22 protein-coding genes are annotated in these 22,018 nt (G+C 50.5%); 11 read left to right on the top strand and 11 right to left on the bottom strand.

All coding sequences use genetic code 11. The annotated features are described in order from the left end of the window. Positions 1–12 precede the first annotated feature (12 nt). Entirely contained in the window at positions 13–939 is a 927-nt protein-coding gene (locus SPM24T3_RS03360) for an ABC transporter substrate-binding protein (protein ID WP_009635287.1), read from the bottom strand. Between the two features lie 246 nt (positions 940–1,185). Between SPM24T3_RS03360 and SPM24T3_RS03355 the strand changes: the two genes are divergently transcribed. The 8 genes from SPM24T3_RS03355 (at position 1,186) to SPM24T3_RS03320 (ending at position 11,328) form a co-directional block, all read left to right on the top strand. Then, positions 1,186–2,535, top strand: a complete 1,350-nt coding sequence (locus SPM24T3_RS03355; protein WP_009635286.1) for an LLM class flavin-dependent oxidoreductase — start codon at positions 1,186–1,188, stop codon at positions 2,533–2,535. A 21-nt stretch (positions 2,536–2,556) separates the two neighbouring features. After that, the gene (locus tag SPM24T3_RS03350) at positions 2,557–4,194 is read left to right on the top strand and encodes an ABC transporter substrate-binding protein (protein WP_009635285.1); all 1,638 of its coding nucleotides are present in this window, start codon (positions 2,557–2,559) and stop codon (positions 4,192–4,194) included. A gap of 15 nt (positions 4,195–4,209) precedes the next feature. Then, entirely contained in the window at positions 4,210–5,220 is a 1,011-nt protein-coding gene (locus SPM24T3_RS03345; RefSeq protein ID WP_009635284.1) for an ABC transporter permease, read from the top strand. After that, positions 5,217–6,059 (top strand): ABC transporter permease, encoded by an 843-nt coding sequence (locus tag SPM24T3_RS03340; protein ID WP_009635283.1) that lies wholly within the window; start codon positions 5,217–5,219, stop codon positions 6,057–6,059. The genes SPM24T3_RS03345 and SPM24T3_RS03340 overlap by 4 nt, the downstream gene beginning before the upstream one ends. Continuing rightward, positions 6,056–7,690, top strand: a complete 1,635-nt coding sequence (locus SPM24T3_RS03335) for an ABC transporter ATP-binding protein (protein ID WP_009635282.1) — start codon at positions 6,056–6,058, stop codon at positions 7,688–7,690. Before SPM24T3_RS03340 ends, SPM24T3_RS03335 begins: the two co-directional genes overlap by 4 nt. Before the next feature lie 481 nt (positions 7,691–8,171). Continuing rightward, complete coding sequence (locus tag SPM24T3_RS03330) at positions 8,172–9,158, top strand: acyltransferase (protein WP_157135231.1); 987 nt, start codon at positions 8,172–8,174, stop codon at positions 9,156–9,158. A 253-nt stretch (positions 9,159–9,411) separates the two neighbouring features. Beyond that, on the top strand, positions 9,412–10,662 hold the full coding sequence (locus SPM24T3_RS03325; RefSeq protein WP_009635280.1) for an MFS transporter: 1,251 nt from the start codon (positions 9,412–9,414) through the stop codon (positions 10,660–10,662). Between the two features lie 9 nt (positions 10,663–10,671). Further along, the gene (locus SPM24T3_RS03320; protein WP_009635279.1) at positions 10,672–11,328 is read left to right on the top strand and encodes a DUF998 domain-containing protein; all 657 of its coding nucleotides are present in this window, start codon (positions 10,672–10,674) and stop codon (positions 11,326–11,328) included. Here SPM24T3_RS03320 and SPM24T3_RS03315 read toward each other — a convergent pair. Both SPM24T3_RS03315 and SPM24T3_RS03310 read right to left on the bottom strand, forming a co-directional pair. Continuing rightward, on the bottom strand, positions 11,297–11,941 hold the full coding sequence (locus SPM24T3_RS03315) for a LysE family translocator (RefSeq protein WP_009635278.1): 645 nt from the start codon (positions 11,939–11,941) through the stop codon (positions 11,297–11,299). The two genes, SPM24T3_RS03320 and SPM24T3_RS03315, sit on opposite strands and share 32 nt — an antisense overlap. 122 nt (positions 11,942–12,063) lie before the next feature. Continuing rightward, a complete protein-coding gene (locus tag SPM24T3_RS03310) occupies positions 12,064–12,948 on the bottom strand; it encodes a LysR substrate-binding domain-containing protein (RefSeq protein ID WP_009635277.1) in 885 nt (294 codons plus the stop codon). A 233-nt stretch (positions 12,949–13,181) separates the two neighbouring features. Here SPM24T3_RS03310 and SPM24T3_RS03305 point away from each other — a divergent pair, with 233 nt between their 5' ends. Continuing rightward, on the top strand, positions 13,182–13,451 hold the full coding sequence (locus SPM24T3_RS03305; protein WP_037377380.1) for a hypothetical protein: 270 nt from the start codon (positions 13,182–13,184) through the stop codon (positions 13,449–13,451). A 56-nt stretch (positions 13,452–13,507) separates the two neighbouring features. After that, a complete protein-coding gene (locus tag SPM24T3_RS03300; RefSeq protein ID WP_009635275.1) occupies positions 13,508–14,317 on the top strand; it encodes an enoyl-CoA hydratase/isomerase family protein in 810 nt (269 codons plus the stop codon). Positions 14,318–14,366: 49 nt separating this feature from the next. Here the strand turns inward: SPM24T3_RS03300 and SPM24T3_RS03295 are convergent, their stop codons facing one another. The 3 genes from SPM24T3_RS03295 to SPM24T3_RS03285 are packed head-to-tail and all read right to left on the bottom strand — an operon-like array spanning position 14,367 to position 17,543. Beyond that, on the bottom strand, positions 14,367–15,587 hold the full coding sequence (locus SPM24T3_RS03295; RefSeq protein WP_009635274.1) for a thiolase family protein: 1,221 nt from the start codon (positions 15,585–15,587) through the stop codon (positions 14,367–14,369). Further along, complete coding sequence (locus SPM24T3_RS03290) at positions 15,577–17,088, bottom strand: class I adenylate-forming enzyme family protein (RefSeq protein ID WP_009635273.1); 1,512 nt, start codon at positions 17,086–17,088, stop codon at positions 15,577–15,579. Before SPM24T3_RS03290 ends, SPM24T3_RS03295 begins: the two co-directional genes overlap by 11 nt. 2 nt (positions 17,089–17,090) lie before the next feature. Then, positions 17,091–17,543 carry a thioesterase family protein gene (locus tag SPM24T3_RS03285; RefSeq protein WP_037377377.1) on the bottom strand — a complete coding sequence of 151 codons (453 nt, stop codon included), beginning with the start codon at positions 17,541–17,543 and terminating at the stop codon, positions 17,091–17,093. Positions 17,544–17,601: 58 nt separating this feature from the next. Between SPM24T3_RS03285 and SPM24T3_RS03280 the strand changes: the two genes are divergently transcribed. After that, positions 17,602–18,591 (top strand): zinc-dependent alcohol dehydrogenase family protein, encoded by a 990-nt coding sequence (locus SPM24T3_RS03280; protein ID WP_009635271.1) that lies wholly within the window; start codon positions 17,602–17,604, stop codon positions 18,589–18,591. Between the two features lie 76 nt (positions 18,592–18,667). On the opposite strand, the gene SPM24T3_RS03275 is transcribed toward SPM24T3_RS03280, so the two are convergent. From SPM24T3_RS03275 to SPM24T3_RS03255, 5 genes are read right to left on the bottom strand one after another with little or no spacing between them, the layout of a single operon-like run. Continuing rightward, positions 18,668–19,213 carry a biotin transporter BioY gene (locus SPM24T3_RS03275; protein ID WP_009635270.1) on the bottom strand — a complete coding sequence of 182 codons (546 nt, stop codon included), beginning with the start codon at positions 19,211–19,213 and terminating at the stop codon, positions 18,668–18,670. Next, on the bottom strand, positions 19,203–19,856 hold the full coding sequence (locus SPM24T3_RS03270) for an energy-coupling factor transporter transmembrane protein EcfT (protein ID WP_009635269.1): 654 nt from the start codon (positions 19,854–19,856) through the stop codon (positions 19,203–19,205). Before SPM24T3_RS03270 ends, SPM24T3_RS03275 begins: the two co-directional genes overlap by 11 nt. After that, positions 19,853–20,527 carry an energy-coupling factor ABC transporter ATP-binding protein gene (locus tag SPM24T3_RS03265; RefSeq protein ID WP_009635268.1) on the bottom strand — a complete coding sequence of 225 codons (675 nt, stop codon included), beginning with the start codon at positions 20,525–20,527 and terminating at the stop codon, positions 19,853–19,855. Before SPM24T3_RS03265 ends, SPM24T3_RS03270 begins: the two co-directional genes overlap by 4 nt. A 58-nt stretch (positions 20,528–20,585) precedes the next feature. Further along, complete coding sequence (locus tag SPM24T3_RS03260; protein WP_009635267.1) at positions 20,586–21,305, bottom strand: biotin--[acetyl-CoA-carboxylase] ligase; 720 nt, start codon at positions 21,303–21,305, stop codon at positions 20,586–20,588. After that, entirely contained in the window at positions 21,305–22,003 is a 699-nt protein-coding gene (locus tag SPM24T3_RS03255) for an SDR family oxidoreductase (protein WP_009635266.1), read from the bottom strand. Before SPM24T3_RS03255 ends, SPM24T3_RS03260 begins: the two co-directional genes overlap by 1 nt. Positions 22,004–22,018 lie beyond the last annotated feature (15 nt).

The following is a 22,018-nucleotide window of genomic DNA, read 5'->3' as shown; positions in this document are numbered from 1 at the left end:
TTTTTCCTGCAATCAGTCGCCGAGTCCCGGCGGGTTAATCTCAGAATGATCAATCTTCTCGACGCTCTCACCCCAGCGATCCAGCACTTGCAGATAGCTGCCGTTGGCAATTGCGCTGTTGATTGAGGCCTGAACCGCATCAACCAGCCCATTGCCTTTTTTAATTGTGAAAGCGATGTTGGCGGTTTTCGGCCAGCCGCCCGGTACGATACCGACCAGTTTGGTGTTGCCAGTGAGTTTGGCGCGATAGGCGTAAGCTACGTTGGGACCAAACTGAGCATCGGCGCGCCCGGACTGAAGAGCCAGCGTGGCGGCTGCATCGTCGGTCACGTATATCGGCGTGAACGGCTTGAGGCCCTTGGCCTGATTTTCTTTATCCCAGGCCAGCAGCACAGACTCCTGATTTGTGCCGGAGCCGACAATAATGCGTTTTCCGGCAATATCCGGCGCAGACTTGATCGACGTAATTTTACTGGTGGATTTCACGTAAAAGCCCAGCGTGTCTTGGCGATAGGTCGCGAAATCGAATTTGGTTTTACGATCCCTGGTGACGGTAATGTTGTAGGCCGCGGCGTCATACTTGCCTGAGGTCACGCCCAGCGGCCAGTCTTCCCACGAGGCCGGAACCAGTTTGACCTTGAGGCCTAGCCCATCGGCGACCAGGCGAGCAATATCGGCCTCGCTGCCAATCACCGTTTTATTATCACGAGCGAAAAGGCCAAAAGGCGGTGCGCTGCCCAGAACTGCAACCGCAACGGTTAAATATCCGGGATTGACGAATTTAAAGTTGGCCGGAATTTTTGCCGCGGCTTGAGCATTTTTAGGCGTATCAATGGGCTTTTCATTGGCAATCAGATCAATACCGGTATTCGCTGCATTTGCCAGCGAAGAAATAGTCATTAGCACGGCGATGGCGGTTAATTTTTTGTGATGCGTCATTGTTATTATTTGTCCTGTTAATTAACTCATTGAGCTGTTGATTTCACTATTCCCGAGGCTTAACTCGAAGTAAAACAACAAAATTAACTATCCAAATTGAGAAAATGAAAATGGGCGCGAATTAAAGGAAATAATCTGGAAATGCTTTAGCTAATTAGCTGCATTGGTTGTGACGTTTAAGTATTTAGTGTGCTCGGGGTTTTATGGAAATATCAAATAAATCTCTCTGTAATAAGGATGCCTACCATGAGCCAATCGAAGAAAAGTATTAAGCTGGGCCTGATGCTGCACGGAGCAGGCGGTCATATGAATTCATGGCGTCATCATAAAGCGCCAGCGGATGCCAGTGTCAATTTCCCTTATTTTCGTGAACTGGCCCTGCGCGCCGAAGCGGCAAACTTCGATTTCCTGTTTGTTGCCGATGGTCTGCATATTAATGAAAAATCATTGCCACATTTCCTGAACCGCTTTGAACCGATTGCGCTGCTGTCCGCACTGGCCTCTGCTACCCAGCGCATTGGTCTGGCAGGGACAATTTCCACCTCCTATAGCGATCCCTTTACCGTGGCTCGTCAGTTGGCGACGGTTGATAACATCAGTCAGGGGCGTGCAGGCTGGAACGTGGTGACTTCGCCGCTTGCGGGCTCGGCCAGGAATTTTGGCAAGGATCATCCAGAACATTCCCTGCGTTATCAGATTGCTGAGGAATATATCAGCGTGGTGCAAGGTCTATGGGATTCATGGGAAGACGACGCCTTCACCCGTGACCGCGAAAGCGGCGTGTTTTTCGACGCCTCCAAGCTGCATAAGTTGAATCACGAAGGGCGTTTCTTCTCGGTTGAAGGGCCACTGAACATTCAGCGTTCCCCGCAGGGACAGCCGGTTATCTTCCAGGCGGGGGCCTCGGATACTGGGATTGGACTGGCGGGTAAATCTGCCGACGCGGTGTTCACCAATGCCCGTACGCTGGAAGAAGCGCAAGCTTACGCCGCCAAATTGCAGAGTGAAGTGGCGAAAAACAATCGCCATCCGGTGGGCATTTTCCCGGGTATTAGCCCGATTGTGGGAACAACGGCCGAAGAGGCCGAAGAGAAATACCAATATCTGCTTTCATTATTGTCGGTTGAAGATGCCCTGGCCTATTTAGGGCGCTTCTTCGATCACCATGACTTCTCGCAGTATTCGCTGGACGGTCCGTTCCCTGACGTCGGCAATCTGGGCCAAAACACCTTCCGCTCTACCACCGATCAAATTAAACGTCGCGCCAAAGAAGAGAATCTGACCTTACGTGAGATTGCTTTTCAGACCACATTACCGAAAGGCGAGTTCTTCGGCACACCTGAGCAGGTGGCGGAGACCTTTATTCACTGGGTCGAGGAGGGGGCGGCAACCGGCTTTATCATCAGCGGGCCGGTATTGAACGAAGCGCTTGATGATATCACCCGTTTAGTGCTGCCTATTCTGGCCGACCGCGGTTATTGGCACCCTTCTACGGAGGCCAAAACGCTGCGTGAGCGTCTGGATATTCCGTTCAAATCCAATCGCTATTCGCAGAAAAACAAAATTCGCGAGTCCACGAGCATTGTGGCCAAGTAATTGAATAATAAGGATAGTGACGTGCAAGAGTTTTCAAATACCTCTCTGCGGACGGGATCGCGACTGCGGCGGCTGGTTTTTCCATTGCTGATGGCTTCTGCGCTGACCGCCTGTGATAAACCGGAAGCAGCCTCGGCCAGCAATAAACCTGCTGCCGATACGCCGCATTCCGGCGGGACTCTGTTGGTGGCTATCGATACCGATCCTAACTGCCTGGATCCGCAGCAAGTCGGCAACAATAACTCGCTCAATATCGGGCGTCAGTTAACCGATTCCCTCACCGATCAGGACCCGCAAACCGGCAAAATCGTGCCATGGCTGGCGACCCAGTGGCAGGTCAGCGATGACAACCGCAGTTTCAGCTTTACGCTACGCGATGGCGTAACTTTCAGCGACGGCACGCCGTTTAACTCGCAGTCGGTGAAGGACAATCTAGAAGCCATCGTTGCGATGGGCGCGCGTTCTTCGCTGGCCTCGACCTATCTCAAGGGCCTGAGCAGTATTGAAACGCCAGATGCAAAACATGTGGTGATCAAATTTGTGCAGCCAAATGCGCAGTTTCTGCAGGCAACCTCGACCATGAGCCTCGGTTTCTTCGCTAACTCTACCGTGAAGGCGACGGTGGATGCGCGCTGTCAGGGTAATCTGGTGGGTACCGGTCCGTTTGTGCTCAAGACTTTTGTGCATAATCAGAAAGTCGATATTACCCGGCGTCAGGGCTACCAGTGGCCGTCGTCGCTGGCGCAGCATCGGGGCGACAGCTATCTCGACGGCATTGAGTATCGCGTGGTGCCAGAGTCCGGAGTGCGTTTCGGCAGTCTTGTCTCGGGACAGTTAGACCTCAATGCCGGTGTTACGCCTCAGGATGAGCCGCTGATTTTGGCAAAAAAATTGCCGATCATCGCGCGAACCAATCCGGGGCTGGTTTACAGCCTGTTTCCGAATCAGTCGATGCCGCTAATGGCCGATGAGAGCGTGCGAAAGGCGCTGAATCTGGCCATCGACCGCGCCGCCTTGCAGCCAATTTTGTCGCGCTATCAGGCACCGGCCAGCTCGGTACTGGCGAAAACTACGCCGCTGTATCAAGACCTCGGCAGCCAGTTGAAATATGACCCACAGGCTGCTGAAAACTTGTTGAATAAAGATGGCTGGGTGAAAGGCGCGGACGGGGTGCGTGTCAAAGGTGGCCAGCGTTTGAGATTTACCCTGACTTACTGGCAATCTGCACCGTTTATCGAGTTGGTACAGCAGCAACTGAGGAAAGTCGGCATTGATATTCAGTTGGATAAAGCACCGATTGGGCAAGTGATCGCCCGGCAGTCCAGCGGTTCGCAGGAGGTGGAGTTCTATAATCTGACCCGTTCCGACCCGGATGTACTGCGCACGGTCTTCGATGCGGGTCCTGGCGGGCGTAATGTCAACAAACGGGCAGCGAATCAGATTGATAGCGCGCTACAGCAGTCAAGTCAGACGTTGGACAATGACAAGCGGCAGCAACTGGTCAGCGACGCGGCCAAAGGACTGATTGCCGACGGTGATGCCATTCCGCTGGTGGAGCTGGCGACGGTGATTGCCACTGGCAATAACGTTCACGGCTTCCGTTACGACGCTTCATCGCGTTTCCAGCTGTATGACACCTGGCTTTCACCGAAATCGTAAAAGGATAGGGCGCACATGACTGACAAAACCTGGATTTCCGATAATCCAATCGACAAAATCAGCGCCAGCGGGCCACGCGTCCACTGGCTTGTCAAGCGGGTGTTGACGAGTCTTGCCGTGCTGTGGGCGGCCTATACGCTGACGTTTCTGATCCTCTACATTTTGCCGTCAGACCCCGTGACCATCATGCTCAATCAGGGAGAACAGAGCACGGTGGATATCGCGCAGGTTAACGCGCTCAAGGCGCTGTATCACCTCGATGAGCCTTTCTATATACAGTACGCGTGGTCAATTTGGGACCTGCTGCACTTTGATTTGGGGCGCTCGATTGTCAGTGGTGATCCGGTGACGCGTTTAGTGTTACAGGCATTACCGCCGACCCTGTTGCTGGCATTGTGCGCCCTTGCCGTAGCAATTATTGTCGGCGGGGGATTAGCCGCCGGGGTCAGTGTATTGCCCGCTGGCCGACTTAAATCGGCATTTTTGGCATTGCCCTCTCTGGGGGCGGCGCTGCCGACTTTCTGGCTCGGTTTGCTGTTGTTGCAGGCCTTCTCTTTCAGTCATGCCTGGTTCCCGGCAATGGGCAATCAGGGATGGCAATCTCTGGTGCTGCCGACGTTAACGTTAGCCGTTCCAACGGCGGCCATGCTGGCACAGGTAATGAACCGCTCGCTGGCCGAAGTGTGGCGGCGGCCGTTTATTGACGCGCTGCGTTTAAAAGGTGCCAGCACCGCGCATTTATTATGGCGACATGTCTTGCCCAACGCGGCGATCCCGCTGCTGACGTTGACCGGCATGATTTTCGGCCATCTACTGGCTGGCGCGGTGGTCACGGAAACCATTTTTTCGCGCGAAGGACTGGGCCGACTGGCGCAGGGCGCGGTCTCGACTCAGGATATTCCGGTAGTGCAGGGCGTGGTTCTGACCGCTGCGATAGTCTTTGTGCTGGTGAACTTTGTGGTCGATCTCCTTTATCCGCTGCTCGACCCGCGTTTAGGCAGCCTCTCGGCAGGAGGTGGCAAATGAGTCTTATTCTGCCTGGTGAACGGGCGCTTACTTCGCGTCGGCGTTTAGCCTTTACGCTGTGGTTGAGTCTGGCGGTATTACTGGTGGTGGCGCTGTGGGCTATGGTTCCCAGTGTGTTTAGTCATCAGGACCCACTGGTTGGCGATCCGCTTGGCGCGTTGCAGGCACCTTCGGTTTCACACTGGTTTGGAACCGATCATCTGGGGCGCGATATCTACAGCCGCACGGTTTACGGAACCGCGCTGACCTTGAAAGCCACACTGTTTTCAGTGGCGATAGCGTTAGTGGTTGGCGCGTCAATCGGCGTCATTTCAGGCTACGTGGGGGGGCGAACCGACCAGCTGTTTATGCGCATTATTGAGGTGCTGATGGCGATACCTAATCTGTTGCTGGCAATGGCGATTGTCACCGTTTTAGGTTTTGGGACACTGCACATTGCTGTCGCAGTAGGACTGTCATCGGTAGCCACTTTTGCCCGCCTGTCGCGAGGAGAGGTGTTACGCAGCAAGGTCAATTTGTTTGTGGAAGCCGCGCGCGCCGGCGGTGTCAGTCATCTGACTATTATACGCCGTCACATCATTCCTCATGCGCTGGCACCGGTGCTGTCACTGGCTGCGCTGGAGCTGGGTTTTGCGCTGCTGTCTGTGTCGGCGCTGAGTTTTCTTGGCTTCGGTGCGCCACCTCCGCAACCGGAATGGGGGTTGCTTATTTCCGAAGGCCGTAACTACATTGCGGCTGCCTGGTGGTACACCACGTTACCGGGTTTGATTATCGTGTTTGCCGTGCTGGCAACTAACCGGGTCGCTGGATTTATTCAAGACCGAGCGGAGGAACAATGAGCCAGACAACAAAACCGGTACTGCTGTCAGTGGAACAGCTCAGTATTGACTACGCCCTCAAGAACGGAGAAATGCTGCGGGCGGTGGAAAAACTCGATCTACAGCTGGCTGCGGGAGAAGTGTTGGCGATTGTTGGCGGTTCCGGCTCGGGCAAGTCCACGACTGCCTCGGCGTTGGTCGGACTGTTGGGCAAGCAGGCACGGCGCACAGAGGGTACGATTCGGCTGGATGGCGAAGCGCTTGAGAATATTAGCCAACGGCGTTGGCAACAATTACGCGGGCTGGAAATTGGTTTTGTCCCTCAAGATCCGGGCCAGTCGCTTAACCCTATTCAGTCTATCGGCAAGCAAATGCTCGAAGCACTGACTTTGCACGGTGTCAGCAAAAAGCAGGCCGTGGCGCGGGTGGAAACTCTGTTGACTGAAGTGGGGCTGCACGATGCTCATCGTGTGTTGCACAGCTACCCACACCAACTTTCCGGCGGAATGCGCCAACGCGTACTCCTGGCGATGGCGATGAGCCATCATCCAAAACTCATTATTGCCGATGAACCGACCAGCGCTCTTGATGTGACCGTACAAAAACAGGTGCTTGACGCGCTTGAATCCATCGTGCGCAGCAAGGGAATTGCGCTGCTGTTGATAACCCATGACTTACAGGTGGCGCTGGAGCGTGCCGATCGCGTAATGGTGATGCAGCACGGAAAAGTTGTAGAAACCGGCCCCGCCGCTGCGCTGTTTAACCAGCCGCGCCATGCTTACACCCGCCAGCTGTTGCAGTCTTCACCCGCTTTTTTTGAGGTGCCGCGCCGCCCGTTGTTAAAAAATAATCTACCCTTACTGCGCGCCAACCAGCTGAGCAAGCGTTTTGTTTCCAGCGGTGGCCAAAGCCATTTTATTGCCGTGGACAAGGTTTCTTTTCCGGTGATCCGTGGCGGAACCACTAGCTTGGTGGGGGAGTCTGGCTCCGGTAAATCGACCACCGTGCGTATGTTGTTAGGGCTGGAAACTCAAGACAGCGGCAATATCGAGTTCGACGGCGAGGATTTCAGCGCCCCCAGCCGCGCCGAACGACTGGCATTCCGTCGTCGAGTGCAAGTGGTGTATCAAAATCCCTATGCGTCGCTGAATCCGAAAATGACATTGCTTGAGATTATTACTGAACCGCTGGTGGCTTTTCGTATCGGCTGTCGGCACAGTCAGCGCGAAAGAGCCGAGTGGCTGATGGACAGTGTCGAGCTGCCGCGGCGATTGCTGGATGTACGCCCTACGACATTATCCGGCGGCCAGCGACAGCGGGTCGCGATTGCACGAGCGTTGGCCATTTCCCCCGAGCTGGTGGTGCTTGACGAACCTGTCTCGGCGCTTGATGCCGCAGTTCAGTCGCAAATATTAACTTTATTGGACCGTCTGCAGCGCGAGTTAGGCTTGAGTTACCTGTTTATCTCTCATGATCTGGCGGTTGTTAAACAGATTTCAGACTATGTGGTGGTTATGCAACAGGGGAAAGTCGTCGAGCAGGCAGCGGTACAGCAAATTTTTGACCATCCCCAAACCGACTACACCCGCCAACTTTTGAGTCATATCCCTGCCAGAAGTCAAACAGCGGCGACGTTAAGTGCTGCGGGTTAAATATTTCCCCTTCAAACAGTCGGCAATGAGATTGGGTTGCATGATCTGACTTTTTTATTTGTGAGTCAGATCATAATTCCAATAAACATTACCCGTCCCCTCTCTTTACTTTTATATAGAAGTTAGCTACCCGCGGATTGGTTTTAACGCCTGTTCAAACTATTTACTCAGTAAACATTAATAATATTTGCTATTTTTTTTGTTAAGAATGATAGTAACTCTCTACACACAGCAAGTAGTTTAAAAGCATTTTATATTCTTAAGCTATTAACCGTTTGCCATGACAATTATAAAAGTTAGTTTAGCCCTTACCAAAATGATAAGGGATATTTGTTGTTGATGTTATTTGCGGCTCAATTTTTTTAAAATTTGCGCTGTATTTTTTTTTGAGAACACCATAAGCCAAGGGAATTGCACTTTCAACTCTGTTGAGAGTTATGCCTATTTATTATTTATCAATAACCTGGCGGATTATAAAATAGTGAAAAATAACAGTATAGATAGCGTTAAGCTACTGTTCTCTATTACCGTGGTTATTATGCACGGTTTTCTTTTGGATGTTCGCCACCCAAGTTATCTAACCGGATTATTGACCAATGGTTTTTTTATAACCGCAGTGCCGTTTTATTTTATTGTCAGCGGTTATCTTTTTTATAAAACCATTATAAAATGCCATGTCAAAAAATGGTATGTTCACATCATCAGAACTTATCTAATCTGGTCAACTGTTTATGCTTATACCCTGCTAAACATTATTCAGCTAACCGACGCCAGCCCTTCCCGCAAGTTTTATCTCATTCTCAGAGCCGAACTGACGGGTGTGGTGCATCTCTGGTTCATTCCTTCGCTGATTACGGCATCATTACTTTGTTATTTTCTCAGAGGAATTATTGAACAAAAAACTAAAGTCGTGATAGTCATCATTGCCTTAATTTGGCTCTTAGGGGTTGCGTTAAACTGGCGACTTTTGCTGATACACAGCCTGAATTGTTTTTGGTATAAAAACGGTTTTCTTTATGGTGCTCCAATGTTTTTTCTGGGTTTTATATTTTCTCGACACGAGACAACAATACTTTCCAGAGTTGTTGATTTTAAAAAATGGATTACATTTTCAGCGTTGCTTATTATTGCCGAGTCGTTGATTACCACTTCGGTGATCAATAGCTTAGAAGGAGCACTCGTTAATTCGATGGATATGATGATGACCACGCCACTGCTATCTTCATTCGTGTTCATCGGTTGTATGAAAAAACCGGGTCTGAGGATTCTGAACGGCATGGAGCGGTTGCTGTCCACTTTTATATATTACTCGCACATATTATTCCTTGGCCTGATTCTATGGTTTTTTTCAGCAGTAAACCTGCCGTGGTCAAATTTAACTCGTGATATGGTAATAACCGGATTCGCACTTGTTTTAATATTTATTATCGGCTTGGTATTTAAAAATAAAGTACGACAAATCATCTAAATAGTAGTTTTTCTTATGTTTCACTGACGCGCAAGCAAGTTCAGTTAACGGATAAAATCGAAACCTTTCACCGGCATGATGTTGCTTGCTAACTCCGCAATTTCCCTAACTTTTTAGGGGGCAAAGATCTTCAGTGCTATTTTTACTTTGGTAAACTGATTAAGTTTTAAACTTGTGATTTATTTATGGTAAAAGTGATGTCTTGAATAGCGTAATAACTATTAATTGCATAACTATTTTTCAGGGATTTGCCATGCCTCCTCCTTCCGTTAACTCGGACTCGCTGCTGCAACACCGCTCTTTCGTCGCGTTCTGGATTGCTCGTGCCTCTTCAAGCTTTGGATTCCAAATGCTGACCATTGCGGTGAGCTGGCAGGTTTATTCTCTGACTGGACGCGCATTTGACCTCGGACTGATCGGACTGGTGCAATTTTTCCCTTCCGTTGCTCTCGCGTTGGTTGCCGGACACGTTGCGGATCAGTTCGATCGCCGCCGAGTGGTTGTTTTGGCTCAGTTTATCGAAGGGTTGGCGATTTTCGCGCTTGCTGCGCTCACGCTAACTCAGCACGTCAATGAAATCGTGGTGCTCGGATTATTGTTTGTGATATCCGTCGCCAAGGCAATGGAAGGACCGTCGCTGCTTTCGATGCTGCCTGCGCTGGTGCCACCAAAAATTTTGCCGCGCGCGATGGCGGCCAACAGCGTTGCCGGGCAGGCCGCGGGTATGGTGGGTCCAGCTATCGGCGGCCTGCTTTATATTGCCGGTGCGCAGGTGGTCTACGCCATTTGTGGTCTGCTTTATTTTATCTCGGTGCTGATGGTCAGCCGCCTGCGCTACGAGCAAGCACCGCCGCGCCGCGTTCCTGCGACCTTCAAAACTTTATTCGCCGGGATCAGTTTTATACGCAATCGCCCAGACGTGCTTGGCGTTATCTCGCTGGACTTGTTCGCGGTATTACTGGGTGGGGCAACGGCACTGTTGCCGATTTTTGCCCACGATATTCTGCATACCGGCCCTTGGGGATTAGGCATTCTGCGCGGAGCTCCTGCTGTTGGCGCACTGCTGGTCGGTTTTTGGTTGAGCCGACGCGCATTGTCGCGCAACGTTGGTATGATTATGTTTGCCGCCGTGGCCGGATTTGGTGTAGCGACGATAATTTTCGCATTATCGAATATGTTGTGGCTGTCGATTCTGGCGCTGTTTGCGCTGGGCGGATTCGATATGATCAGTATGGTTATCCGTGGGTCACTGGTTCAGCTTGATACCCCTGACGACATGCGCGGTCGCGTAAGTGCGGTAAATTCAATATTTATCAATACTTCCAATCAGCTCGGAGAATTTGAATCAGGGATGTTGGCAGCATGGTTAGGCGCAGTTCCTGCCGCGGCAGTCGGTGGTATAGGTACACTGGTGGTCGTAGCGCTGTGGATGAAAATGTTCCCCGGCCTGCGTCGACGCCAAAGATTGGAAAATGATCCACCAAACACTGAAATAGTCGCTTAATAGGAATCTATGCCGAGACTCAACGGTTGGCAACAAACAGGCGCGTGGTGTTTTAGCCTGGGCGGAATACAGTATCTGCTGGCAGAAAAAATAACAGCGCTAGGCTGGAGTAACCCTGCCTATTTCTACAGCAAAAATTATATCAGCGACTTGGGTATTCCGCTGTGTGGCCAGACGGCAGATGGCCGTGATATTTGTTCGCCGCTGCACGCAGTGATGAATAGCGGTTTTGCTATTGAAGGGATTTTATTTGCACTTGCCTGTTGGTTGCTGAGTGGGGTATTTAACGGGCGCACCCGCAGTCTGTTTATTTTGGCAGGTTTGCTGCATGGGATTGGCGGGGTATTGATTGCCTGTTTTCACAGCGGCACGGCCAGCAGCGGAATAACCTTGCATCAGGTAGGCGCAGTGATGGCTATCGGCGGCGGTAATTTGTGCTTGATCGCCGCTGCATGGTTAATGCATACCAAGGCCGGGTTTGGCCGCTATGCCTGGTTAACCCTGTTCCTGGGTGGTGTCGGGTTAGTGTGCATGTTTTCTATTACCTCCGGTAAATATCCGATTGGCATCATCGAACGCGCTTCGGTATATCCGATCACCTTCTGGCAAATTCTGACCGGATTTTTTTTACTGATTAAATCCCGTGAGTCTGGCGCAGAGAAATAAGAAAACTGAGTGCGAACAGGGTATAGAAACAGCCACAGATAATATCAAATACGCGTCTGTTACGGCCCAAAAATGCCTCTGCCGAGCGGGCGGAAAATACTATGGCATAAAGGCTAAATATCATCATACCTAATATTGCGCAGCTGCCTATCAGCACAAAAATGCTGCTTTTGGGGGCGGTTGCCCCAAGGCTGATGCTAGTGACGGCAAACCAGCTAAGTACGGCTTTGGGGTTAGTCAGGTGAATACTGAGACCTTGTAAATAAAACTCCAACGCGCTGTCTGGCTGCTCAGAAAATTTTCGAGCTAACAGCGGTTTATTATCTATTGCTTTCTTGATTGCTTTATAACCTAGCCAGAATAGATAACAGGCACCCACCAGTTTAAGCGCGATAATAAAATAGAGCGACGAGGCCAATAAAGCCGAAACGCCGATCCCTGTTAATACTCCCCAGCAAATCGACCCGCAGATAACCCCCGATGCCAGCATCAAGCCGGCTTTCCTGCCATAGTTCATTGCCGCATTGGCGATAGAGAGGTTTGCGGGGCCTGGTGTTGCCGTGCCGACGATGTAAATGATGATGCCGGTAAAAAAGGTTGAAAAACTAATCATAGCTATCCCTGTGCTGTTATAAGTTTTAATTCATATTAATTAGCCAGGAGAATATAAATAAGACACAGATTGGAATTTTTTTAACCGTACAGTATTCACGGCTCGAGGATATCCTCGGTTTATCACTTAAGATTTTCTATAATCCAGGCCTTAAATGCCTGCACATCGGGTCGCTGAGCTTTGTCTTTGCTGGTCACAAGGTAATATTTTCCGCCGGGAAGTGCGTGTTTGAACGGAACGGCAAGAATACCTTTATGAATAAAATCTATGGCTAATAAACTGCTGACGATAGCAACGCCTTGTCCGGCAATTGCCGCCTGAATTGCGTGAGTTTCATCGCTAAAACGCAGCCCTGCGTCGATATTCAGTGACAGCGGCCCATAAAGTTTGCGCCAGTGCGCCCAGTCCGGAGAAGGCTGGGGTATGTGGCGATTTTCGACATGAAACAGGGTGATTGCCGAAAGTTGTTCGAGCCGTTTTAAGCCGAGTGCCGGGCTGGCGACCAGTATAAAAGCGTCCTCATACAGCAAGGTTGATTGCAGCCTGCAGTCTGCCGACATGCTGTAGCGAATCGCGACGTCCGCGGATCCTTGCTCTAAATCCACCAGTTCGACGCTGGTATGCAGCCGCAAATCCAGCTCGGGTATGCTGGCTTTCATTGCGGCAAGGCGCGGTACCAACCAATGAGTCAGAAAATTTGAGGTGGTGGTTAATGTCAGGGCTGGCGGTAGCTGAGCGTGATAAATGTCATCCACCGCGTCTTGCAGGTCGGCAAAAGCGCGCTGGGTTGATTGCTGCAAACGTTGGCCTGCGGAGGTCAGCGTAACTTCCCGTGCGCTGCGTACAAAAACTGCTGTCCCCAGCGACTCTTCAAGAATCCGGATTTGATGGCTAATGGCGGTGGGTGTCACGCCAATATCCTCAGCGGCGCGTTTAAAACTTTTAAATTTCGCCACGGCATCGAAAGCTTTTAGGGAACCCAAAGGCGGCAGGCGTTTATGTCTCATGATGAGATATTTTCATCCATGGCTGAAATCTATGACTTTGCTTGCCCTAAATTAAGCGATGTATTCTGGTATTACAAGATGAGATGGATGAGTAATGCTTATCCATTGCTATTGAGCCACCTGAGAATATCTTTATGACAATGCCTCTCCCTAAACATCGCCAACAGCATTTTGTAGAATCGCGTCATTCAGACATAAGGCGGCAGTATTGGTCGTTGCTATCCTCATTTTTAATGATTTTGGCGACCGTCAGTCTGCTGCTTGCCGGATTCAGCTGGGTGATAAATGGCCTAAATGCGGTTTTTACTCATCTGGCCAACGGGTCTACAACGGTATTATTGCTGCTAGTGTGGATGAATGAGAAATACAGCCCTCAGCCGCTGATTAATCACCGGCTGCGTTTACAGACCCGAGAACTGGCGGCAGAGTGGGCTAATATTTTGTATTCCATCTGGGCATGGGTGGCGGTCATTCTGTTGGCGTTGAATTTTTGCCTGTCTTGAGGCGAAAGAGAACGGTAATATTCATCCTATCGACCCAAAAGTTATTCAGGAACTTTATGAGCTTTGCCAACGCCGCTTTTGACTACCAAAAGTTTCAAACTTTGATTGTCCAACCGCTCAGTGAGCAGGTGATGTTGGTGACGTTAAATCGTCCACAGGCGCACAATGCTTATAATGCAAACATGGTCAGCGAGCTTGGACAGATTGTGGCTTTTACCGAGGCGACGGCGGCAATTAAAGTGGTGATCCTGACCGGCGCGGGGGAGAAAGTTTTCTGTGCCGGGGCAGACCTTAAAGAAGCGTTTATCGACAGTGGCAAAGGGTTGCTCAACGCGCACGGCGGCTATAATCCGTTGCAGTATATGCCGCGCCGCAAGGTGTGGATTGCCGCACTCAATGGCCATGCTTTCGGTGGCGGTCTCGAGCTGGCTCTGCACTGCGACCTGCTGGTGGCAGAAGAAAAGGTACAGCTGGCGTTACCCGAAACCCGCCATAGTCTGCTGCCGCTTGGCGGTGGAATTACCCAGCTTGCGGCATTGCTTCCCGCGCCGATAGTGAAAGAAATGATCCTGGCCGGTGGCGTATTGGAGGCAAATCGCGCATACAGTCTGGGGTTGATTAATCGCGTGACCGATCGCCAAAATCTTTTGTCCGCTGCCTGCGAATTGGCCGAGCAAGTGACTCGCAATGCCCCGTTGGCGGTGCAGGCTGCCAATACTCTACTCGAGCACTGTCTTCACGGCGACCCTGCGACATTGGCAATCCGCATGCAGCAAGAGCTTGAACAGTTACAACAAAGCGAAGACTTTACTGAAAGCGGTCAGGCGTTTAAAGAAAAACGAGAACCGCTGTGGAAAGGGAAATAGAAAAATGGCGCTGAAAGTGGCACAGCGCTATCGTTTACAACCCTGTGGTTTACAATACTGTCGTTTTAAACAGCGCGGATAACCCCAGACCGCCCGCTATGCCCAGCATCGCCATGGCAAATTTGGTTTCAGCAAACTGTTGCGGCGCGGGTTGGCGTAGCAACTGGCTAAATATTCTCGTCACCATAATGCCGCCGGAAGCGCCATAGGGGTGGCCCAGAGCAATCGCGCCACCTTGTAAATTTACACGATGTTCGTCGATTTCTAGCTGATCCAACGATCCTAAAACTTGCGCAGCAAACGCTTCGTTGAATTCGATAATATCGATATTCTCAAGCTTTACAGCAGGCTGACGAGTCAGCAGTTTTTGCGTGGAGGGAACCGGGCCAAGCCCTAAATAATTGGGATCGACCCCGGCGCTACAGGCATCGACAAACATCAGCCCGTAGGTAAAGCCCATTTCTACTGCCTTTCTGCGGCTCATTACCAGCAGCAGTGAAGCACCGTCGTTAAGCGGGCAGCAATTTCCCGCTGTTACGCTACCCTCAGCAACGAAAACCGGAGCCAGCTTTTCCAGGGCCGTCAGAGAGGCATTGGCCCGTGGGCATTCATCATGCAGCAGCGTTTTTCCCGCCACTTCAACAGGCACAATCTCTTCATTAAACTGGCCGTTTTCCATTGCCGCTACCGCGCGCTGATGACTGCGCAGGGCAAAGCGGTCTTGACGCTCACGGCTGATAGCGCATTTTTGTGCAACATTTTCTGCCGCGACACCCATTTCAGGATCACCAATCTCCTCTGGAGAGAACCTTGCGCGGCCAAAGAAACGCGGCATCTGTTTCAGACTTTGCGGTTTTTCGACGCGCCACGGGGCGGTGCTAACGCTCTCGACGCCGCCAGCCAGGTAGCATTCTCCGGCACCGGCCTGCACCAGGCGACAGGCGTGAATTACTGCCTCTAGCCCCGAGCCGCATTGGCGGTCAAGTGTGACGGCGGGAACAGAGTCGGGTAATCCAGCAGACAGCGCGGCGAGGCGTGCAATGTTGCCGCCGCCGCCAGTGGCATTGCCGATGATAACTTCATCAATCTGGCAGGGATCTCCCCGGTAACTGCCGAGAATTTTGTCGAACAGCGGCGCGAGCAGAGCTTCCATGCTGATGGTGGCAAACATGCCGTAGGCTCTGCCGATGGGCGTGCGGCAGGCTTCGACAATCACCGGCTGGTTACTTTCAGCAGGCTGAAAATTGAGAGATAAGTCGTTAGATTTCATGATTGATAAACTTCTTCTCAAGAACGCTGCGTTTGATTTTTCCGCTTGGGGTCAGCGGCCAGACTTTCATTTTATAAAACTCTGCGGGGACTTTGTATTTTGCCAGATGTAAGAGGCAAAGCTCGGGCAGTTGGCCGACATCAAGGGTTTCGCTTTCGAAAAAGGCGATAAGCTTTTTGCCGCGATAGTCATCCTCCAGCGCAATAACTACGGCTTCAATCATGCCCGGCAGAGACTTCAGTGCGGATTCAATTTCTGACAGATAAATATTATTGCCGCCGCTCACGATCATATCGCCACTGCGCCCAATGACCACCAGACACCCTAGCTCATTAATATATCCAATATCTCTTACGCTTGATCCAAACAATTGGCTAGTAAAGGCTTTACCATCGTCGCCCCACAGATAGCCGGAACATATTTGTTCGCTGTTGAGATAAATAGTACCTGGAGTGTTTGGCGGTAGCGCCTGGCCCTGCTCATCACGAATTGACCAACTGACCTCGGGAAAAGGCAGCCCTACGGTGGCTAATTGGTCGTCAACGTTTTCATCGTCCAGCGTCGAGACGGCAATAAAGCCCAACTCGGAAGCGCCATAATATTCCTGCACCCGAGCATTAGGGAAAATAGACCGCGCATGGCGGTAATGATTCATCTCCAGCTTGGCACCTGCTGAAAGCAAATGAGTCAGCTGATTTAAAGGTGCAAGGTCTGCAGATTGCAGCCGCGAGAAAGCAGTCAGCATGGTCGGGACTAATACCAGCCGCTGGACTTGATGCTGCGCCAGAATAGTCAAAGCCTCGGCGGCATCCCATTTTTCCATACAGAAAAAAGGAGTTCCGGCGTCAAGTGCTTCATTTAAACAGTATAGGCCGATACCGTGAAATAACGGTCCGGGGAACAGGGTCGAATTAGCATGGGCCAAATCGAAAATCTGGTAGCCGTTTTTAAAACTAACTCGCCATGAATGACGCGAGCGCATAAAAGCTTTTGGCGTACTGGTGGTACCCGAGGTGAAGTTGATCAGAAACGGCGTTGGCGCATCGACGCCTCGCTTCACGGCTTGAACATCATGATTGGCTATTTTGCTGCAAGTGTCTTCAACCAAAAGAGTGCTGAGTTTTAGCTCGTGTGCCAAATCCTGCAACTGGTTCTGCGACTGTTTAAGCAACAGTAAATCAGGCTGCAAACGCGTCAAAACGTCGCGCAACTGCTCCAGCGGCAACATGGGGTCGATCACCGCACAAATATTCTGATTTGCAGTAGCAGCAAGCCAGGCAGGAGGAAACTGTAAATCATTGCCCAGAGCTACCGCAATAACCGGCCCTGAGGCGATTGACGAATTGTGGCGTTGATTGCCCACTTTTTCGGCTATCACGCTATATAGCGACAATGTCCGTTGCCAAAGTTGCCGCCAGCTCAGGGATTTACCGGCAATATTAATTGCCGTTTCTTCACCTTTAGCGGCGGCATGGGCGCAGACTTTATCGTGAACCGGCATAACTAATGATTACCTTGCGCAATAGTAGTTTCAATAAACGAAAAATGGCTGAGGAGCAGATCGCGCGTTTCTTGTGGAATAGGACGAGGTTTATTGTCTTCAATATTTACACAAACCCATACTAATTTTCCCTCGGCACAAATAACCGCTTTATCTTTAATTTCAAGTTTGATGTTAAAGATTAAACTGCTATTTCCCAGCTTTTCAATATAAACCGCAGGAGTGACGATGTCGTCTACGGTTAGGGGATGGAGGAATATTGCCTCGCATTTTTTCACATGATAGGATACGCCCGATGTAGCGGGGCGGAAATATTGTATCATCTCATTGGCGCGTAATTGGTTAACCACGGCATCTTCGAAGTAATCTAAATATACTGAATTATGCACGTGGCCGTTAAGATCTATATCGCGCATTGACACTCGAAACGAGTCGATCTCATTATGACTATTCATTTATACGACCCATTGCTATATTCATCCATTATACGTTTTTCTCTGAAGAAAATTTTACATGAAAAATAAAGCGCTCACCAGAGCAATAGTCAGAGAGTTCGGCCTGATTCAAGACGTGGTGCAGCTCGAAAATATGCCCTTGCCTGAGCTGGCAGAAGGTGATGCACGCGTCAAAATGGTGTATGCCACTATTAATCCTTCCGATATCATCACCATTTCAGGGGCTTATCGTTCGCGCATCTCGGTGCCTTTTGTGCCTGGTTTCGAAGGGGTTGGCGTGATTGAACAGGCTCCGGCGAACAGCCATCTGCCCGTGGGCCAGCGCGTTTTGCCGATTGGCAGCATGGGTAACTGGCAGACTTTTAAGGATACCAAGCCTGAATGGTGTTTCACCTTGCCTGATTTCGTCAGCGATCGGCAGGCGGTGAACAGTTATGTGAACCCGATGACTGCGCTGCTGATGCTTACCGAGGCGCTGGATGCTAAACCAGGTCAACGGATCTTGGTCAATGCAGCCAATTCTGCGATTGGCAAGATGCTGATCCGCATAGCGAATCAGTTAGGTATGACGCCAATAGCCGTGGTGCGCAAGCGTGAAAACATCGATATTTTCGAGGGCTACCAGCTTGAAACCGTATTGAATTCCAGCGACGCTGCTTACCTGCAAGAATTGCAAAGAATTAAACGTAGTGGCGGAGTGCATGCGATTTTCGACTGTATTGGTGGTGACGAATCGTTGACTTTCGCCGAAATTTTGATCCCCGGCGGCCAGTTTATTCACTATGGTTTGCTTTCCGGCAAGCCGGTGCCGCCGCAGTTTTGGCGCTCACGCCCGGATATTCGCTTTATGAATTTCCATCTACGTCAGTGGATCCACAGCCAGGAAAAGCCAGTGGTGCAAAAGCGTATTGATCAGGTAATGGAATTAATACGCGATGGCGTGGTGCATACTGAAATAGCCACGGCCTTTAGTCTGAATAATATTTCTGACGCCATTGAGGCAGCCGTTTTCGGTGAATTAAAAGGCAAGATCCTGATCGAGATATAATTAATATCATTTTTGTTCTTTAAAAATAAAAAGCTGCGAAAATTATTACGCAGCTTTTTATTTACATCGAAAGAGATTAACGACTTTCCAATGTGGGATAAGCTTTTCGCACTGGCCTGACGATCAGTACGGTTAAAATAACCTTGATAATATCGCCGGGAATAAATCCCATGGCGCCGATAAATGCCTGGCCCAGGCTTATTTTGGCAAAGGTTGAAATCCATGGAATGCCAGAAGAATAAATAATGACAATTCCACCCAGCGTGATAAAGATAGCTTCCTTCAGCACTGACAGCGAGCGGCTATTTTTCTCATACAGATAACCAATAACCAATGCGGCAATTGGCCACGCTAGAATAAAACCTCCGCTTGGCCCCATAAATATTCCCAGACCGCCACGTCCACCGGCTAATAGCGGTAATCCTACCATCACTAATAAGTCGAATAATACCATTGCCAACGCGCCGCGTTTGGCTCCGGCAATCGCACCTGCCAGCATTGGCCCCATAGATTGCGCGGTGATTGGCACGGCAATAATCGGTAGGGTGAATGCCGGAAATAATCCCATGGCGGCAGTAATTGCGGCAAACAGGGCAATATAAACAATATCTTTAGTCGACATCCGAGGTCTCTTTTTTAACTGCTTTATTTTTCCGATAAGGCGATTGCGGATCATAAGCTCGCGCCTCCAAGGCTGCTGCGATGTTATCCGCCATTTTTAGGGTACGAACAATAACTGGAATAGCGACGGCAATCACGCTGTTATTTAAACCTCGGGCTTTCTGCGCCTCGCGGACTTCCTGGGTTATCGACGCCAGCACTGGAATAAATCGCAACGCCAGTGAGAGCGCAAGGCTAATTTTTGCCGGATTAATGCCGACGAAATATAACCAAGTCAGCCTTTTTTCCAAAGCATCGATCATGTCCGAGCTGCGGGTGGTCAGGGTTACCAAGGAAGCGGTCAGCATCAGGGCACTTAAACGCAACACTACTAATAGGCCCGACTGCCAGTTAACCATCACCAGTTGCACGATAAACAGCAGTATCAGAATGGCGAAAATAGGTTTTATCTGCGCCAGCATAACTTTAGGCTTAATACCTGCCAGCGGGTAAAACACCCCCACCAAGGCAAGAGCTGCAGCGGCAAAAATCATATTGGGATATACGAACAGCAGCGTTCCCAACACGGCTAGCATTAAGATTTTTAGACCCGGCGGAGTGCGATGAATAAAAGAATTGCCGGGCATATACTCACTGATGGTCATGACATCATCCTGATATAAGCAGGGAGCGCCACGGAGGGAATATCATCCACGACGATTTTCCCTTGATCGAATACTAGAACGCGGTCAAATTCTTGCAAGAACTCCAGATCATGAGAAACCACGATCGTTTTCTGCTCCATCTCGTCAATTGCCTGAGCAATACGTTTCTTATTGCGCAGGTCTAACAAGGTAGTCGGTTCGTCGAAAACAATATAATCAGGCTGCATCACCAGCACGCCGGAAATAGCCATCAGCTGTTTTTGACCGCCGCTCAATAAATGCGAAGGATGCTGGCGGAACGATTCCATATCATAACGGGCGAGGGTGGCGTCAATTCGCTCGCGAATGACTTCTTTAGGCAGGCGTAGATTTTTCATGCCAAAGGCCAAATCCTCTTCCACAATAGGAAAGACAATCTGGTTGTCAGGATTTTGAAATACAAAACCGACTTTGCGACGTACCGCTTTGCCCTCATTGCGAGTATTAAGGCCATCAACAATGACATCACCCTGTTGCGGGATAAGCAAGCCATTGAGCAATCGGGCAAAAGTACTTTTTCCGCAGCCGTTGCTGCCTACCACGCCAACGCGTTTTTCATCGAGTTGCAGGTTGATATTATTCAGCACCTGAAGATCGCCAAAAGCGTGCGAAACCTGTTTTAATTCCAGCATTTACTGATTACTCATTCTTATTACCGCCTGAATTCAGTTCCCACGGGCGTGAGGGCGTTTAAAGCCTGCGAATTATATCGATATCACCGGCGTTATAGCTTGTGATTTTGCCGTTTTGATCTCTTAGGCAAATATGGCCTTCGCGAGTTACACCGGTACAAATTCCTGACGCCCATTCAGTGCGGTCGCGGTCGAGGGAAATTCGTAATGGCGCATTACGACCGTATAAATGAGCGTTATATTGCTCACAAATCGGAGTGAAACCGAATTCAAGCCATTGATTCAGGTGCATATTCCAGCATTGAGTCAGCGCCTGCGCCAGCTCTTCGAGACTAATTTTAACCTTATCGGCCAGTGAAAAAGTCTCATAGGGAACATTCTCTGGGCGACTTACCAGATTAACACCAATGCCAATGTAAAGAACCTTACCCACCAGTTCAATCAGCGTGCCCGAGACTTTATGCCCATTAACCAGCATATCGTTAGGCCACTTGATTTGCACTTTGGCACTGTCTTGCATAAGTGACTGCAGGATATCGTGCAACGCCAGACCGGTCATCAGTGCTAACGTCGGTAAATCAGCACGAGAAAGCGGGGCAGGGATGGCAAAAGTCAGCGCCAGATTGCCTGCGGGGGTCTGCCAAACGCGGTCAAATCGCCCACGACCGGCAGTTTGCCGCTCGGCAGCAATGGCAAAACCCGGTGCTTTGCCAGCATCGACCAGACGTTTTGCCTCGCTGTTAGTGCTGTCGATCTCTTTATAAAAGGTAATTTCCATTATTTTCTCATCCGACCAATAGTCAGTTGTTCAACCATTGCTGCGGGTGATAACGACATAATAAAGTCTATAGCCCGGCAAATATCGGCAGTTTCAAGCATTTCATGCGCCGCCAGACCGGATCCCTGCGCCATTTCGGTATCGACCACGTCCGGGCACAATACCGTGACTTTTATCCCTTGCGATGCCAATTCACGGCCCAATGACAGGCTGTAGCCCACTAATGCGTGCTTGCTGGCGGCGTAACCTGCGATACCGCCAAAGGCCTGAACGCCACTTACCGAGGAAAGATTGAAAATTCGCCCCTGTTTTGAGCGGGCAAGTGCAGGAATGCACAGCTGGCAAAGATGGTGGACAGCCGCGACGTTGGTGTCCAGCATGGCGCTAAAATCGCCTAACGTGGCCTGACTGGAGCCCGGTCGAAAAATACCGGCGGCATTGACCAGCACGTTGAGCTGCGGGAAGGCGGCCAGCGCGGTATTGACCTTTCGCTCAACCTCGTTCGCGGCGCAAAGGTCGGTGGCAATAATTTGCACTTGCTGTCCGGCCCCGACCGGCAGCGAAGCGGCGACGGCATTGAGCAGATTTTCGTCGCGAGCCAGAAGGATCAGGCTGTAGCCCTGTTCGGCAAAATATTGGGCGACCTGTCGCCCAATGCCCCGGCTGGCCCCGGTAATCAGCGCTACTTGTTGAGTCACGTAAGGCCTTATAAT

It is taken from the genome of Serratia sp. M24T3, assembly GCF_000257645.1.
Taxonomy (GTDB): Bacteria; Pseudomonadota; Gammaproteobacteria; order Enterobacterales; family Enterobacteriaceae; genus Rouxiella.
The sequence above is the reverse complement of the archived record's forward strand: the minus strand, read 5'-3'. Positions and strand labels throughout refer to the sequence as shown.